Here is a 14,188-nt window from a genome sequence, read left to right on the forward strand (position 1 = left end):
TATGGTCGGAACACGCCCGGTGAGCACGTCCGGGCGCGCACAGCGAACGGAGGAATCCATGTCGATCGAGGTTCGACCGGTCAGGGACGGCGATTTCTTCGCCTGGCTCGATGTGTACGCCGAGTACGCCCGGTTCTACGAGACCGAGCTCACCGACCAGAAGGCGCTCGTGCTCTGGTCCTGGCTGACCGACCCGGAGCACGAGGAGGACGGCTACATCGCCGTCGACGGCGACCGCATCGTCGGCCTCGCCCACGTGCGCGAGTTCGCCCGGCCGCTCGAGGGCGACCGCGGGCTGTTCCTCGACGACCTGTTCGTCGTCGAGGAGGAGCGCGGCAAGGGTGTCGGCTCCGCCCTCATCCAGAAGGCCCGCGCCCTCGCCGAGGAGCGCGGACTGGGCGTCGTGCAGTGGATCACCGCTCAGGACAACGCCACGGCGCAGAAGCTCTACGACGCCCTCGCCAGCCGCACCTCGTGGGTCACCTACGAGATCGACCTGGCGTCCGCCCCCGTCGAGGCGGGCCGCGCCTGATGCAGCTCGGGACGCGCTGGGCGGTCGGCGACGAGTCGCCCTCCGCCCTGCCGGAGGTCGTGTCGTACGCCGTCCGCACGGTCGAGGAGGAGCTCGTCGCCACCGATGTCGAGACCGCCGGCTGGAGCTGGACGCTGACCTGGCTCGAGGGGAAGCCGGTCGTCACGCTCGACGACGGCACCGAGATCCGCTACAACCAGGCCGAGGACTCCGCGACGATCACGCAGCCGGTCGAGGTGGAGGCCTCCGACTACGACGAGGAGCCGTAGGCCCCCGCCCCCGACACGCCGCGCGTTCGCCTGGCGAACACGAACGATGGGTCGCAACACGCCGTTTGGCGTGCGCGCCGGCGGCGTGTTGCGCCCCAAGGATGATCAGCGCGGCAGCTGCGGGAGGGCGCGCGTGGCGTCGTGACGGGTGCGCTCGACCAGCGCGACGCGCTCGGCGTGGTGCAGCTCCCGAGCGAGCGGACGGGCACCCCACGCGGTCAGCGCGCGGCCGAGGCGGAGCGCGACGCGGTGCGTGAGCGGACGGTACGTGGAGACGAGGACGGCGGTCATGACGGTTGTCCTTCCGGAACGGGCGCTTCGACCGGTGTCTGGGCCGACGCGGAGAGGATGAGACGCGACGCGACGAGCGTCGCCACGACCACCAGCCCGCCGCCGATGACGAACGGCAGCCGGAGGTCGATGCGGGCGACGAAGCCGCCCAGGACGGTGGCGATCGGGGTGAGCCCCCAGCCGATGGTGCGGACGATGCCGAGTGCGCGGCCGAGCATGTCGCTCGGGATGACGGCCTGACGGAGCGCGCCCCACGGCACGTTCCAGACGGCCACGCCGAACGCGCCGAATGCGTACGAGCCGATGGCGATGACGACGTTGCCGGTGAGGCCGACGCCCAGGATGCCGACCCCGCTGACCAGGATCGCCCAGAACATCACCCGCCCGCGGCCGAACCGCTCGACGAACCGGCTCGACACCAGCGCACCGACCAGAGCGCCGACACCGATGGCGGCCGTCACCACTCCGACCAGCGCGGCCGGGACGTGGAAGGTCTGCAGCAGGAGCAGCACGACGCTGCCCTGGGCGAACGCCAGCGCCGATGCCGTGAAGGACGTGAGCAGGATCATCCACCGCAGGAAGCGGTCGTTCCAGAGGAACCGGATGACGGCCGAAAGCGGCGGCCTCGGCGCGGACTCCCCCGCGGTGCCGGCCCGGTGGGCGTGGGCGGCGGCGGCCGGGATGCTGAGCGCCAGCAGCCCCGCCACGAGGAAGCCGGCGCCGGTCAGCCAGACCGGGAGCACGATCGCGGCCGCGAACAGGAAGCCGGCGAGCGGGGTGGCGATGAAGTTCTGGATGGTGATCTCGGCCGACTGCATCCGCCCGTTCGCGCGGTCCAGCTGACCGCGGCCGACCAGCGCCGGGACGACGGTGGTGGTCGCGTTGTCGAACACCGTCTCGCCGAGCCCGAACGCCAGCACGCAGGCGTAGAGCGACCAGATGGTCAGCTCGCCGGTCGTGATCAGCAGCGCGACGACCGCGGCGACCGCGAAGCGCAGCGAGTTCGCCACCGCCATCGCGATGCGCCGGTCGACCCGGTCGAGCAGGATGCCGGCCGGGATGCCGAAGAACAGCCACGGCAGAAACGTCACGGCGCTGAGCCCGGCGATGAGGGCCGGGTCGCGGGTCAGCGTCGTCGCGATCAGCGGCACCGCCGTGCGGCCGATGCCGTCGGCGAGGTTGCTGGCGATCGCGGCCGTCCAGAGCCGGGAGAACCCGGCGCCGAGCGGTTCGCGGGTGGCGGAGGGCATCAGCGGTCCTCCTGCTCCACCAGCGGGAACGCGTTGAACTGGACCTGCACGCGCTTGCGCTCGGCGGCGTCCGTCTCGCTGGCCGACTCCGGCTCCGACTCCGACTCCGCCTTCCACTTCGCCTTCAGGCGGTCCTGCAGCGCGTAGTACTCGCGGCCGAACTCGGCCAGCTGCTCGCGCGTCACCTCGAGGTGCGAGGTGGAGAGCGTGCTGGACTCCATCCAGTCGAAGCCGAACGTGTCGAGCCCGCGGCGGAGGAAGGCCGCGAGCCGGCGCTCGTTGTTCTGCTGCCAGCCGAGCGAGATCAGCTCGTTCGCCTCGCGGCCGGCCGGAGTGCCGAGCGTCTCGGGCGAGCCGATGGTCACGCCGCCGGGCGCCATGCGCCACCAGCGCTCGCGCCCCGAGCCCCGCTCGGTGTCCTCGACGATGATGTCGTGCCGGGCGAGCTGGCGGAGGTGGTAGCTGGTGGCGCCGCTCGACTCCCCCAGCCGCTCGGCGAGCATGCTGGCGGTGGCGGGGCCGAAGTCGGACAGCTCGTTCATGATCTCGACGCGCAGCGGGTGGGCCAGCGCCCGGAGGGCGGGCATGCCGAGCGCGTCCTCGAACGGGTTCCTCCCGCCGGCCACGCCGGGCTCGGATGGGTTCGCGGTGCCCGCAGGGTCTGCCGGGGTCTCGTCGGGACGGTCGTCGCTCATGGTCACACGGTAGCAATGCAAAGACTTCTTTGCAAGCAGTTCTTTGCATTGATTTGTTTGCAACGTTTCCTTTGCTCCCGCGCGGCCGCGGTGTCTAGGCTGGAGCAATGGCCGACACCGCGAATCCGTTCTTCACCCCGAGCACGCTCCCCTACCAGCTGCCGCCGTTCGCCGAGATCCGCGACGAGCACTACCTCCCCGCGTTCGAGCGGGGCATGGAGGAGCAGCTGGCCGAGGTGGACGCGATCGTCCGCACCGAGGAGCCGGCCACCTTCGAGAACACGATGCTGCCGCTGGAGCGCTCCGGCCAGCTCCTGCAGCGCGTCGCCGAGGTGTTCTTCAACAAGAGCTCCTCCGACAGCACCGACTTCACCAACGCGCTGGAGGAAGAAATCGCACCGCGGCTCGCCGCCCACCAGGACGCCATCCGGCTGAACCCCGCCCTCTCCGCACGCATCGCCGACCTGCACGCGCGGCTCGACGAGCTCGACCTCGACGCCGAGTCCCGCTACCTCGTCGAGCGCTATCACACCGAGTTCACGCTCGCCGGAGCCGGCCTCGACGACGCGGACAAGGAGCGCCTGCGCGAGTACAACCAGCGCCTGTCGACCCTGACCACGCGGTTCGAGAAGAACCTGCTCGCCGACACGAACGAGCTCGCCGTCGTGTTCGACACGGCCGAGGAGCTGGCCGGCCTCGGCGAGGGCGAGCTCTCCGCCGCCGCGCAGGCCGCCGCCGACCGCGGGCTCGACGGCAAGTACGTCGTCACCCTCGTCCTGCCGACCGGCCACCCCTGGCTGGCCGACCTCACCGACCGCACGTCGCGCGAGCGCATCATGACGGCCTCCCGCGCCCGTGGCACGCACGGCGGCGAGCACGACACGCGCGACCTGGTGCTGGAGATCACCCGCCTCCGGGCCGAGCGCGCGCGACTGCTCGGGTTCGACACCCATGCGGCCTATGTGACGGCCGACCAGACCGCCCGCACCCCGGAGGCGGTGGCCGACATGCTCGGCCGCCTGGCGCCCGCCGCCGCGCGCAACGCACGCGCCGAGCAGGCCGACCTGCAGCGCCTGATGCCCGAAGGCCAGACGGTCGAGGCGTGGGACTGGGCGCACCTGACCTGCGCCGTGCGCGCCGAGAAGTTCGACGTCGACTTCGCCGCAATGCGGCCCTACTTCGAGGCCGAGCGCGTACTGCACGACGGCGTCTTCTACGCCGCGACCCGGCTCTACGGCATCACCTTCACCGAGCGTCCGGACCTCGTCGCGTACCACCCAGACGCCCGCGTCTTCGAGGTGCGCAACGAGGACGGCTCCGAGCTCGGGCTCTACATCCTCGACCTGTACACGCGCGACTCCAAGCGCGGCGGCGCGTGGATGAACCCGCTGATCTCGCAGTCCGACCTGCTCGGCTACCCGACGGTCGTGGTCAACAACCTCAACGTGCCGAAGCCCGCCGCCGGCGAGCCGACGCTGCTCACCTACGACGAGACCAACACGCTGTTCCACGAGTTCGGCCACGCCCTCCACGGCCTGTTCGCCCGGGTGACGTACCCGAAGTTCGCGGGCACCAACGTCTTCCGCGACTTCGTCGAGTTCCCGAGCCAGGTCAACGAGATGTGGATGCTGTGGCCCGAGATCCTGGAGAACTACGCCGTCCACCACGTCACGGCTGAGCGGATGCCGCAGGAGCTCGTCGACAAGCTGCACGCCGCCGAGTCGTTCAACGAGGGCTTCGCGACCAGCGAGTACCTCGCCGCGGCCCTCCTCGACCAGGAGTGGCACCGCATCGCGGCCGACGACACGGTCGACGACGTCGCCGCGTTCGAGGCCGCCGCGCTCGCTCGCGTGGGGCTCGACAACCCGGCCGTGCGGCCGCGCTACGCCAGCACATACTTCGCGCACACCTTCTCGGGCGGGTACGACGCCGGCTACTACTCCTACATCTGGAGCGAGGTGCTGGACGCGGACACGGTCGAGTGGTTCCGCGAGAACGGCGGTCTGACGCGCGAGAACGGCGACCGCTTCCGGTCGCGGCTGCTCGGCGTCGGCGGCTCGAAGGACCCGCTGGAGGCCTACCGCGACTTCCGCGGGCGCGACGCGCAGCTCGAGCCGCTGCTGAAGCGCCGCGGCCTCGACCGCTGACGCGCTCCGCGCCCGCCTGCCCGGCGGGGTGAGGATCGAAGGCTAGCCGCCGCCGACCGCCGCGCCCTACTCTGAGCGCAACCGCGGGAGGGGGTCAGGATGTCGTCGACCGGTCAACAGGAGCTGCCGGCGCCCACCGCACGCAGCCTCGCGCTGCTCAGCATCCCGGCCGTCGTCATCGGCGTGATCAGCGCGCTGACGCTGTGGGCGGTGGACGAGCTGGCCGGCCTGATCGAGGACGGCGTGTGGACGGCGCTCCCCCACGCCCTCGGCATCGACCCGTCCTCCGGCTGGTGGATCTTCCTCGTCCTGACGGTCACCGGCTTCGCGGTCGGGCTCACCGTGTGGCTGGTGCCCGGTCACGCGGGTCCCGACTCGGCCACCACGGAGCTCGTCGCCGCCCCGCTGCGCATCGGCGTGGTGCCGTCGCTGGCGCTGGCCGCCATCCTGGGACTCGCCGGCGGCGTGAGCCTGGGCCCGGAGAACCCGATCATCGCGATCAACATCAGCATCCTGGTCACCCTGGTCGGGAGGCTGTGGAAGGCGGTGCCCGCGCAGATCGTCATGCTCATGGCCGCCTCCGGGACGATCGGCGCCCTCTTCGGCACGCCGGTGGCCGCGGCGCTGGTCTTCACGGGCATCGTCGCGTCCGTGCGCGGCGGAGGCGCGCTCTGGGACAAGCTGTTCCTGCCGCTGGTGTCGGCGGCGGCCGGTTCGCTCACGATGACGCTGCTCGCGCATCCGCACTTCGCCATCCCGATGCCCGCGTACACCACGATCACGGGCTGGGATCTGCTGGCGGCGCTCGTCATCGCCTCCGTCTCGACCGCGATCGGCATCGCGGCGGCGGCGCTGTTCCCGCTGGTGCACCGGCTGTTCCACGCGCTGCGGCATCCACTGCTCATCACCCTCGCCGGCGGTATCGTGCTCGGCCTCGTGGGGGCGATCGGCGGCCCGATCACCCTGTTCAAGGGGCTGCAGCAGATGGGCGAGCTGGTGCAGGACCGCGCCGACTACTCGCCCGGTCAGCTGGCGCTGATCACGGCGGTGAAGTTCGTCGCGCTGCTCGTCGCCGCGAGCGCGGGGTTCCGCGGCGGCCGCGTGTTCCCGTCGGTCTTCATCGGCGCGGCTCTCGGCACGCTCGCCGCGGCGCTGGTGCCCGGCATCCCCGTGCAGGTCGCGGTCGCGTCCGCCGTGCTCGGCATCACGCTCGCGGTCACGCGGGACGGCTGGATCGCCATTTTCGTCGGGGTAGCGGTCACCGCGAACCTGCTAGTGCTGCCCATCCTGTGCCTCGCCGTGCTTCCGGCGTGGCTCATGGTGACCCGGGCGCCGGAGATGCTGATCACGCCGGCGCCGTCGGTTACGCCGACTTCTCCTCGCGCCGCGGGCGGTGCGGGACGATAGTCGGCGCCGCGTTCTCGAGCACGGCCTCCTTGGTGACGACCACACGTGCGACTTCGGAGCTGGACGGCACCTCGAACATGATCGGGCCGAGCACCTCCTCCATGATCGCGCGCAGGCCACGGGCGCCGGTCTTGCGCAGCACCGCGAGGTCGGCGATCGCCTCGAGGGCGGCGTGGTCGAACTCCAGCTGCACGCCGTCGAGCTCGAACATGCGCTGATACTGGCGCACCAGCGCGTTCTTCGGCTCGGTCAGGATCTGCATCAGAGCGTCCTGGTCGAGCGGCGTGACCGTGGTGACGACGGGAAGCCGGCCGATGAACTCGGGGATCAGACCGAACTTGTGCAGGTCTTCCGGCAGCACCTCGCTGAAGAGGTTGATGTCGTCGCCCTTCGAGTGCAGCGGGGCGCCGAAGCCGATGCCCTTCTTGCCCGCACGGGAGGAGATGATCTCCTCCAGCCCGGCGAAGGCGCCGGCCACGATGAACAGCACGTTCGTCGTGTCGATCTGGATGAACTCCTGGTGCGGGTGCTTGCGTCCGCCCTGCGGCGGGACCGAGGCGACCGTGCCCTCCAGGATCTTGAGCAGAGCCTGCTGCACACCCTCGCCCGACACGTCGCGCGTGATCGACGGGTTCTCGGCCTTGCGGGCGATCTTGTCGACCTCGTCGATGTAGATGATGCCCGTCTCGGCCCGCTTGACGTCGTAGTCGGCGGCCTGGATGAGCTTCAGCAGGATGTTCTCGACGTCTTCGCCGACGTAGCCGGCCTCGGTCAGCGCGGTCGCGTCGGCGACGGCGAACGGCACGTTGAGGCGGCGGGCCAGGGTCTGCGCGAGGTAGGTCTTGCCGCAGCCGGTCGGGCCGATGAGCAGGATGTTCGACTTCGCGATCTCGACATCGTCGATGGTGTCAGCCGAGGTGATGGACTGCTTGGCGCGGACCCGCTTGTAGTGGTTGTACACCGCGACGGCCAGGGAGCGCTTCGCCTGCTCCTGCCCGATCACGTACTCCTCAAGGAACCCGAAGATCTCCTTGGGCTTCGGCAGGTCGAACTCGCTCGACGCCTCCTCGCCCGCCTCGGCGAGTCGCTCCTCGATGATCTCGTTGCAGAGCTCGACGCACTCGTCGCAGATGTACACGCCAGGACCGGCGATGAGCTGCTGGACCTGCTTCTGACTCTTGCCACAGAAGGAACACTTGAGCAGATCGGCGCTTTCCCCGATGCGTGCCATCCCTCCCCCTCCTTCTTCGGGTGTCTTCCGTCGAGCCTAACCCGTGATACCGACATTGGCGCGCATGTCGGCCGTTTTGCTTCACACGGCGGTTCTGCTCACAGCAGATGACGGAAGTACCGCTCCGGAGCGTCGAGGAACGAGCGCCAGTGCCGGACGATCTCCAGCTCCTCCCAAGTGGTCTCGCGGATGCCCCACTCCCCCAGTTCGAGCAGGTGCGCCCCGGGCAGGGCGGCCAGGATCGGCGAGTGCGTCGCGCACAGCACCTGCGTGCCGCGCTGGGTCATCACGTCCAGGTTCGCCAACCACGTCAGGGTGGACTGGAACGACAGCGCGGCCTCCGGCTCGTCGAGGCAGACGAGCCCGGCGACGAACTGCGGGTGGTTGAGCTTGTCCGCCAGCAGGGCGTTGAACGACTCGCCGTGGCTCATCTCGTGCAGCAGCGGATCCGCCGGTCCCCGCACCGACTCTGCGTAGCTGTAGTAGCCGTGCATGGTCTCCGCGCGCAGGAAGAAGCCCCAGCGCGGCGCCCACGGCGCCCGCTCCAGCAGCAGCCACTCGGCGAGCGGCGACTCGGTGGGACGGGTGACGTGCCTGCCCTGGTTGCTGCCGCCCTCCGGCGGCAGCCCGTAGGCGGCGGCGACCGCCTCCACGATCGTCGACTTGCCCGCGCCGTTCTCGCCGACGAGCATCGTCACGCCGGCCGGCAGGTCGAGTCCCTCCTGCAGCAGCTGGCGCACGGCGGGGATGTCGGCCGGCCAGCGGTCCGGGTCGTAGCCTGCGCTCGGCGACCTCCGGATACGACGAACGGGACGGTCGTCGAAGCGACCGTCCCGTTCCGTCATGGAGCGAAGGCTACTACTTCACCAGCGCGGGGAGCGTCTTGCGGCTCGTCAGCACCTGGTCGATGAGGCCGTACTCGAGGGCCTCCTGGGCGCCGAGGATCTTGTCGCGGTCGATGTCCTTGTTGACCTGCTCCACCGAGCGCTTGGAGTGCTTCGACAGCGTCTCCTCCAGCCAGGTGCGCATGCGCATGATCTCGTTCGCCTGGATCTCGATGTCGGACGCCTGCCCCTGACCGGCCTCGCCGACGGCGGGCTGGTGGATGAGGATGCGGGCGTTCGGCAGCGCGAGGCGCTTGCCCGGCGTCCCGGCGGCGGTGAGCACCGCGGCGGCCGACGCGGCCTGGCCGAGAACGACCGTCTGGATCTGCGGGCGGATGTACTGCATCGTGTCGTAGATCGCCGTCATCGCGGTGAACGAGCCACCGGGCGAGTTGATGTACATGACGATGTCGCGGTCCGGGTCCTGGCTCTCGAGCACGAGGAGCTGGGCCATGATGTCGTCGGCCGACGCGTCGTCGACCTGCACGCCGAGGAAGATGATGCGGTCCTCGAAGAGCTTCGCGTACGGGTCCTGGCGCTTGTAGCCGTAGGCCGTGCGCTCCTCGAAGCTGGGGAGGATGTAGCGGGAGCCGGGCGCCTGGATGCCGCCGAACGCCTGACCGCCGATTCCGGCGGATCCGCCGAGCATGGGGGTGTTCATACTGTTTTCCTTATCCTTCAGGCGTCGTCAGTTCTTGTCCGGCTCGGTGCCGCCGCCGCCTGCGACGTCGAGGGCCGACTCGCGGATGTGGTCGACGAAGCCGTACTCGAGGGCCTCCTGAGCGGAGAACCAGCGGTCGCGGTCGCCGTCGGCGTTGACCTGCTCGACCGTCTTGCCGGTCGCATCGGCGGTGATCTGCGCCAGACGGTTCTTCATGTCGATGATGAGCTGCGCCTGCGTCTGGATGTCGCTCGCCGTGCCGCCGAATCCACCGTGCGGCTGGTGCAGCAGCACGCGCGCGTTCGGCGTGATGTAGCGCTTGCCCTTGGTGCCCGCGGTGAGCAGCAGCTGGCCCATCGACGCGGCCATGCCGATGCCGACGGTGACGATGTCGTTCGGGACGAACTGCATCGTGTCGTAGATCGCCATGCCGGCCGTGATCGAGCCGCCCGGGGAGTTGATGTAGAGGTAGATGTCCCGCTTCGGGTCCTCCGCAGCGAGGAGCAGCAGCTTCGCGGCGATCTCGTTCGCGTTCTCGTCCCGCACCTCGGAGCCGAGCCAGATGATCCGGTCCTTCAGCAGTCGGTCGAATACGTTGGGCTGGATACCCATGTCGGCCATGTTCGCTCCATTTCCTTTGTCGCTTGGCATCGAATCTATCGGAGCGTGAGGCGCATTTCGGTGCTGTTCGCCCTGGGCAGAGCAGGGGCCGTCAGTCGTCGTCGAGCGCGGCGGCGTACGCCGTCACGGCGCGGCCGTAGCGGAGCAGGTGCGGGGCGAGGGCGCCGAGCGCCTCGCGCAGCGCGTCGGCCCGCATCCCGTCGTCGAAGAGCGCCAGCGCGGCGAACGCCCGGGCGGCGTCGGCGAGGGGATGCTCGGGCTCGGCGAGCAGGAAGTCGCGCAGCAGCGCGAGCGCCTCGGCCGGCCGGTCGAGGTTGCGCAGGGTGCTCGCCAGCTGCACGATCGCCTGCCCGCGGTACGGCTCGGCGAGCCCGTGCGCGAGCGCCGCGCGGTAGAACGGCTCGGCGTCGGCCTCGCGGCCGGCGAAGTCGCGGGCGCTCGCGGCCTCGAACAGCGCCTCCGGGTCGTCCGCCGGACGTTCCGCCACGAGCGCGTCGATCGCGGCGAGCGTCGCGTCCTCGTTCGTGTCGTCGGCGTCCGTCCACACGGCATCCACCCGCTCCCGCCAGTCGTCGCTCATCCGCGCTCCTCCGCTCGTGGGCGGTCGCCTACATGACACGACACGCCGCCTCGTAACAGTACGAGACGGCGTGTCGTGTCAACCAGAGGGGCGACTTACTTGTCGTCGGCCTTCTTCTTGGTGGAGCGCTTCTTGGGCTTGTCCTCGGCGGCGGGGGCGGCCTCGGCGGCTTCGCCGGCCTCGGCGGGGGCCTCGTCGGCGGGCGCCTCGTCCTCGGTGTCGGGGAGGGCGGTGAACTCGGCCAGGTCGACGGGCTTGCCGTCGGTGTCGACGACCTTCACCTTGCCGAGGATGATCGCGAGTGCCTTGTTGCGGGCGACCTCGCCGACCATCGACGGGATCTGGCCGTTCTCGCTGAGGATCTTGACGAACTCGTTCGGGTCCATGCCGTACTGGCCGGCGCCCTGGATGAGGTACTGGGTGAGCTCGTCCTGGCTGACCTTGATGTCCTCGTTCTGCGCGACCTCGTCGAGGAGGATCTGCGTCTTGAACGTCTTCTCGCTGGACTCCTTCACCTCGGCGCGGTGCACGTCGTCCTCGAGGCGGTTCTCCTGCTCCAGGTGGCGGTGGACCTCGTCCTCCACCAGCTGCTCCGGGACCGGGATCTCGACGAGCTCGAGGAGCTTGTCGACCAGCTGGTCGCGCGCGGCCGTGCCCTGGCCGAACACCTTGGCGCGCTCGACCTGCGTGCGCAGGCTCTGGCGCAGCTCGCCGATGGTGTCGAACTCGCTGGCGATCTGGGCGAAGTCGTCGTCGGCCTCCGGGAGCTCGCGCTCCTTGACGGCGTTCAGCGTGACGGTGATCTGCGCGTTCTCGCCCTCGTGGTCGCCGCCCATGAGCGGGGCCTCGAAGGTGGTGGTCTCGCCGGCGGTGAGGGTGTCGAGCGCCTCGTCGATGCCCTCGATGAGCTCGCCGGAGCCGATCTCGTACGAGATGTTGGCGGCGGTGTCGACCTCTTCTCCGCCGATCTCGGCGGTCAGGTCGATCTGCGCGAAGTCACCGGTCTTGGCCGGGCGGTCCACCGTGACGAGGGTGCCGAAGCGGCTGCGGAGGCGGTCCAGCTCCTCCTCGACGTCATCCACGCCCACCTCGGCCTTGTCGACCGTGATGGTGATGTCGTCGAAGTCCGGCAGGGTCACCTCGGGGCGGACGTCCACCTCGATGGTGAGCAGCAGGTCGCCGGAGAAGTCCTTCTCGTTCGGCCACTCGGTGATGTCCGCCTCCGGGCGGCCGAGCGGACGGACGTCGTTCTCCTCGATGGCACGGCGGTAGAACCCGTCGAGACCCTCGTTGACCGCGTGCTCCAGGACGGCGGCCTTGCCGACCCGCTGGTCGATGATGGGCGGCGGCACCTTGCCCTTGCGGAAACCGGGGATGGTCACCTGCTCGGCGATGTGCTCGTACGCGTGGGTGATGGAAGGCTTCAGCTCCTCCGGCGTCACCGAGATGGTGAGCTTGGTGCGGGTGGGGCTGAGCTTCTCGACCGTGGTCTTCACGATGTCTGGGTTCTCCTGAATGATCGAACGATGGTCTTCTCGGAAGGAACGAGGTCCTCGTCGGGGCGACAGGATTCGAACCTGCGACCTCCCGCTCCCAAAGCGGGCGCTCTAGCCAAGCTGAGCTACGCCCCGGCTTGCGGCGCGAAAGACCGCCACCGAGTCTACTGCACGCGGCAAGGGACGCGGCACGGTGCGACCGTGTACTACGATGGTCTCCGGCCGCCGAGCAGCGCGGCCGCGGCGCCGCCTCCGCGGCGCTCCGGGGATGTAGCTCAATGGTAGAGCCTCAGTCTTCCAAACTGATTACGCGGGTTCGATTCCCGTCATCCCCTCCGTTTCCCTCGCTCCGGCGTCTTCCGCGACTGGCCCCGTTCGTCACAATTGCACCCGCTCGCCCCGCCGCAGACGTGACGCGGGGCCGCAGTCGCTGGTGCCAGCGGCCGCCGCACGAGCCACAATGGCCGCATGGCGCCCCAATCCCCGCCGGACGACGCGCCCGGGCCCGCGCCCGACCCGCCGCCCGAGCACCTCACCGACGCGCAGCGCAGCCTGCGCGCGCAGTTGCTCGCGACCGAGCACTGGAGCCTGCTCGCGTCGCGCAGCACCACGCAGAGCGAGGTGCTGACGCGGATCGCGATCTTCCTGACGCTGGTGTCGGCGGGGCTGGTGACGCTCGGGTTCATCGGGCAGGCGAGCGGGTTCCACGGGTGGTTCGGGATCGCGGCGCTCGGCGTGCTGCTCGTGCTCGCGCTGCTCGGGCTGATCACGATGGTGCGGGTGTTCAACACCTCCGACGAGGACATGATGTACGTCGTCGCCATGAACCGGCTGCGGGCGGCGTACCTCGATCTCGATCCGGGGCTCGGGCGGTACCTCTACGCGTCGGCCAACGACGACGAGGAGGGCATCCGCACGACGTACCACTTCTTCTACGAGCGGGGCGCGAGTCCGGTGCTGGGCAGCTCCATGATGCTGATCGCGGTGGTGGAGTCGATCGTGCTCGGGTTGCTCGTGGGTAGCGCCACCGCGGCGCTCGGGGCGGCACCGGCCGTCGCGATCGTCGTCGGGGTGGTCGTCGCCGTGGTCGCCGTCGTGCTGGCGATGCTGTGGGGCTTCTCGATCTACCGGCGGGCCGTCGCGTCGCTGCGGCCGGTCAACCCGAGCCGCTGACGCCGACCGCCGCCGCGGCCGCTACTCGTTGCCGACGTGCTTGTCGGCCTCGTCGCGGGCGCCCTCGATCTTGTCGTCGAACTTGCCGCCGGTGACCTTCTTGGCCGCCCCCGCGACGCCGTCGAGCAGCTTGTCGCTGATGTCCTCGGCCTGCTCGGAGTTCAGGGCGTCCTTGACCTTCGGGTCGTTCAGGAACTCCTGCGCCTTCTTCGTGATGTCGTCGAATCCCGCCATGCGGCCATCCAACACCTCACCGCTGCAGGAACGCCAGTACCGCCAGCACCCGGCGGTGGTCGTCGCCGGAGTCCTCCAGGGCGAGCTTCTGGAAGATCGAGGTCACGTTCTTCTCCACCGCGCCGACACCGACGACCATGCGGGACGCGATGGCCGCGTTGGTGCGACCCTCCGCCATCAGCTCCAGCACCTCGCGCTCGCGCGGCGTCAGCGTGGCGAGCGGGTCGGTCCGGCGGGTCAGCAGTTCGCGCACCACCTGGGGGTCGAGCACGGTGCCGCCGGCCGCGACGCGGGCGACCGCATCCTGAAGCTCGTCGAGGGAGGCGATGCGGTCCTTCAGGAGGTAGCCGGTCCTGCCCTCTCCCCCGGCCAGCAGCTCCTGCGCGTAGGTCGACTCGACGTACTGCGACAGCAGCAGCACGGCGATCGAGGGATGCTCGCGCCGGATGCGCAGCGCCGCGCGCACGCCCTCGTCGCGGAACGTCGGCGGCATCCGCACGTCGAGCACCACCACGTCCGGCATCAGGTCGGGCAGCGCCTCCAGCAGCGTGTCCGCGTCGCCGAACGCGCCGACGGTGTCGAAGCCGGCCTCGTCGAAGAGGCGGATGAGGCCCTCCCGCAGCAGCACGGAGTCGTCGGCGACGACGACGCGGAGGGGGGTGGGCACCCATCCACCCTAGGGGCCGGGCGCGCCGCGCCGCGACTGCGGTCGCCCGG

16 protein-coding genes and 2 tRNA genes are annotated in these 14,188 nt (G+C 70.1%); 6 read left to right on the forward strand and 12 right to left on the reverse strand.

The features are described 5' to 3' along the window. The first annotated feature begins 58 nt into the window (after window positions 1-58). The gene (locus HNO83_RS09785) at window positions 59-532 is read left to right on the forward strand and encodes a GNAT family N-acetyltransferase (RefSeq protein ID WP_175337344.1); all 474 of its coding nucleotides are present in this window, start codon (window positions 59-61) and stop codon (window positions 530-532) included. Beyond that, window positions 532-801: a hypothetical protein gene (locus HNO83_RS09790; RefSeq protein ID WP_175337345.1), complete on the forward strand. Its 270-nt coding sequence runs from the start codon at window positions 532-534 to the stop codon at window positions 799-801. Before HNO83_RS09785 ends, HNO83_RS09790 begins: the two co-directional genes overlap by 1 nt. 105 nt (window positions 802-906) lie before the next feature. Here HNO83_RS09790 and HNO83_RS09795 read toward each other — a convergent pair whose 3' ends face one another. The 3 genes from HNO83_RS09795 to HNO83_RS09805 are packed head-to-tail and all read right to left on the reverse strand — an operon-like array spanning window position 907 to window position 3,037. Next, complete coding sequence (locus HNO83_RS09795; protein ID WP_175337346.1) at window positions 907-1,092, reverse strand: hypothetical protein; 186 nt, start codon at window positions 1,090-1,092, stop codon at window positions 907-909. Then, window positions 1,089-2,342, reverse strand: coding sequence for an MFS transporter (locus HNO83_RS09800; RefSeq protein WP_175337347.1), 1,254 nt, complete (start codon window positions 2,340-2,342; stop codon window positions 1,089-1,091). The genes HNO83_RS09795 and HNO83_RS09800 overlap by 4 nt, the downstream gene beginning before the upstream one ends. Next, window positions 2,342-3,037 carry an ArsR/SmtB family transcription factor gene (locus tag HNO83_RS09805; protein WP_175337348.1) on the reverse strand — a complete coding sequence of 232 codons (696 nt, stop codon included), beginning with the start codon at window positions 3,035-3,037 and terminating at the stop codon, window positions 2,342-2,344. Before HNO83_RS09805 ends, HNO83_RS09800 begins: the two co-directional genes overlap by 1 nt. Before the next feature lie 107 nt (window positions 3,038-3,144). Between HNO83_RS09805 and HNO83_RS09810 the strand changes: the two genes are divergently transcribed. Together HNO83_RS09810 and HNO83_RS09815 are read left to right on the forward strand one after the other, a co-directional pair. After that, window positions 3,145-5,184 (forward strand): M3 family metallopeptidase, encoded by a 2,040-nt coding sequence (locus tag HNO83_RS09810; protein ID WP_175337349.1) that lies wholly within the window; start codon window positions 3,145-3,147, stop codon window positions 5,182-5,184. A 99-nt stretch (window positions 5,185-5,283) separates the two neighbouring features. Then, window positions 5,284-6,591: an ion channel protein gene (locus HNO83_RS09815; RefSeq protein ID WP_175337350.1), complete on the forward strand. Its 1,308-nt coding sequence runs from the start codon at window positions 5,284-5,286 to the stop codon at window positions 6,589-6,591. On the opposite strand, the gene clpX is transcribed toward HNO83_RS09815, so the two are convergent. From clpX to HNO83_RS09850, 7 genes are all read right to left on the reverse strand, one after another. After that, window positions 6,548-7,822 (reverse strand): ATP-dependent Clp protease ATP-binding subunit ClpX, encoded by a 1,275-nt coding sequence (gene clpX / locus HNO83_RS09820; protein ID WP_175337351.1) that lies wholly within the window; start codon window positions 7,820-7,822, stop codon window positions 6,548-6,550. The two genes, HNO83_RS09815 and clpX, sit on opposite strands and share 44 nt — an antisense overlap. A 98-nt stretch (window positions 7,823-7,920) precedes the next feature. Further along, on the reverse strand, window positions 7,921-8,667 hold the full coding sequence (locus HNO83_RS09825) for an AAA family ATPase (protein ID WP_175337352.1): 747 nt from the start codon (window positions 8,665-8,667) through the stop codon (window positions 7,921-7,923). 13 nt (window positions 8,668-8,680) lie between these two features. Further along, window positions 8,681-9,367: an ATP-dependent Clp protease proteolytic subunit gene (locus HNO83_RS09830; RefSeq protein ID WP_502708430.1), complete on the reverse strand. Its 687-nt coding sequence runs from the start codon at window positions 9,365-9,367 to the stop codon at window positions 8,681-8,683. A 27-nt stretch (window positions 9,368-9,394) separates the two neighbouring features. Continuing rightward, on the reverse strand, window positions 9,395-9,988 hold the full coding sequence (locus tag HNO83_RS09835) for an ATP-dependent Clp protease proteolytic subunit (RefSeq protein WP_175337353.1): 594 nt from the start codon (window positions 9,986-9,988) through the stop codon (window positions 9,395-9,397). Between the two features lie 91 nt (window positions 9,989-10,079). After that, entirely contained in the window at window positions 10,080-10,568 is a 489-nt protein-coding gene (locus tag HNO83_RS09840) for a tetratricopeptide repeat protein (protein ID WP_175337354.1), read from the reverse strand. A 95-nt stretch (window positions 10,569-10,663) separates the two neighbouring features. Then, entirely contained in the window at window positions 10,664-12,064 is a 1,401-nt protein-coding gene (gene tig / locus HNO83_RS09845) for a trigger factor (protein WP_175337355.1), read from the reverse strand. Between the two features lie 60 nt (window positions 12,065-12,124). Continuing rightward, window positions 12,125-12,199, reverse strand: a tRNA-Pro gene (locus tag HNO83_RS09850). A 129-nt stretch (window positions 12,200-12,328) separates the two neighbouring features. On the opposite strand from HNO83_RS09850, the gene HNO83_RS09855 reads away from it, so the two are divergent. Then, window positions 12,329-12,399 (forward strand) — tRNA-Gly (locus tag HNO83_RS09855). Window positions 12,400-12,532: 133 nt separating this feature from the next. Beyond that, on the forward strand, window positions 12,533-13,237 hold the full coding sequence (locus tag HNO83_RS09860; protein ID WP_249776642.1) for a hypothetical protein: 705 nt from the start codon (window positions 12,533-12,535) through the stop codon (window positions 13,235-13,237). Window positions 13,238-13,258: 21 nt separating this feature from the next. On the opposite strand, the gene HNO83_RS09865 is transcribed toward HNO83_RS09860, so the two are convergent. Then, on the reverse strand, window positions 13,259-13,471 hold the full coding sequence (locus HNO83_RS09865; RefSeq protein WP_175337356.1) for an antitoxin: 213 nt from the start codon (window positions 13,469-13,471) through the stop codon (window positions 13,259-13,261). Between the two features lie 16 nt (window positions 13,472-13,487). Beyond that, a complete protein-coding gene (locus HNO83_RS09870) occupies window positions 13,488-14,138 on the reverse strand; it encodes a response regulator transcription factor (protein WP_175337357.1) in 651 nt (216 codons plus the stop codon). Window positions 14,139-14,188 lie beyond the last annotated feature (50 nt).

It is taken from the genome of Leifsonia sp. C5G2 (assembly GCF_013359685.1).
Taxonomy (GTDB): Bacteria; Actinomycetota; Actinomycetes; order Actinomycetales; family Microbacteriaceae; genus Leifsonia.

Bases quoted from the DNA above. Each gene is read 5' to 3' on its own strand.
- clpX (WP_175337351.1), bottom strand. From the start codon at position 7,822: ATGGCACGCATCGGGGAAAGCGCCGATCTGCTCAAGTGTTCCTTCTGT.
- HNO83_RS09815 (WP_175337350.1), top strand. From the start codon at position 5,284: ATGTCGTCGACCGGTCAACAGGAGCTGCCGGCGCCCACCGCACGCAGC.
- HNO83_RS09860 (WP_249776642.1), top strand. From the start codon at position 12,533: ATGGCGCCCCAATCCCCGCCGGACGACGCGCCCGGGCCCGCGCCCGAC.
- HNO83_RS09835 (WP_175337353.1), bottom strand. From the start codon at position 9,988: ATGGCCGACATGGGTATCCAGCCCAACGTATTCGACCGACTGCTGAAG.
- HNO83_RS09810 (WP_175337349.1), top strand. From the start codon at position 3,145: ATGGCCGACACCGCGAATCCGTTCTTCACCCCGAGCACGCTCCCCTAC.
- HNO83_RS09785 (WP_175337344.1), top strand. From the start codon at position 59: ATGTCGATCGAGGTTCGACCGGTCAGGGACGGCGATTTCTTCGCCTGG.
- HNO83_RS09840 (WP_175337354.1), bottom strand. From the start codon at position 10,568: ATGAGCGACGACTGGCGGGAGCGGGTGGATGCCGTGTGGACGGACGCC.
- HNO83_RS09800 (WP_175337347.1), bottom strand. From the start codon at position 2,342: ATGCCCTCCGCCACCCGCGAACCGCTCGGCGCCGGGTTCTCCCGGCTC.
- HNO83_RS09805 (WP_175337348.1), bottom strand. From the start codon at position 3,037: ATGAGCGACGACCGTCCCGACGAGACCCCGGCAGACCCTGCGGGCACC.
- HNO83_RS09790 (WP_175337345.1), top strand. From the start codon at position 532: ATGCAGCTCGGGACGCGCTGGGCGGTCGGCGACGAGTCGCCCTCCGCC.
- HNO83_RS09795 (WP_175337346.1), bottom strand. From the start codon at position 1,092: ATGACCGCCGTCCTCGTCTCCACGTACCGTCCGCTCACGCACCGCGTC.
- HNO83_RS09830 (WP_502708430.1), bottom strand. From the start codon at position 9,367: ATGAACACCCCCATGCTCGGCGGATCCGCCGGAATCGGCGGTCAGGCG.
- HNO83_RS09825 (WP_175337352.1), bottom strand. From the start codon at position 8,667: ATGACGGAACGGGACGGTCGCTTCGACGACCGTCCCGTTCGTCGTATC.
- HNO83_RS09865 (WP_175337356.1), bottom strand. From the start codon at position 13,471: ATGGCGGGATTCGACGACATCACGAAGAAGGCGCAGGAGTTCCTGAAC.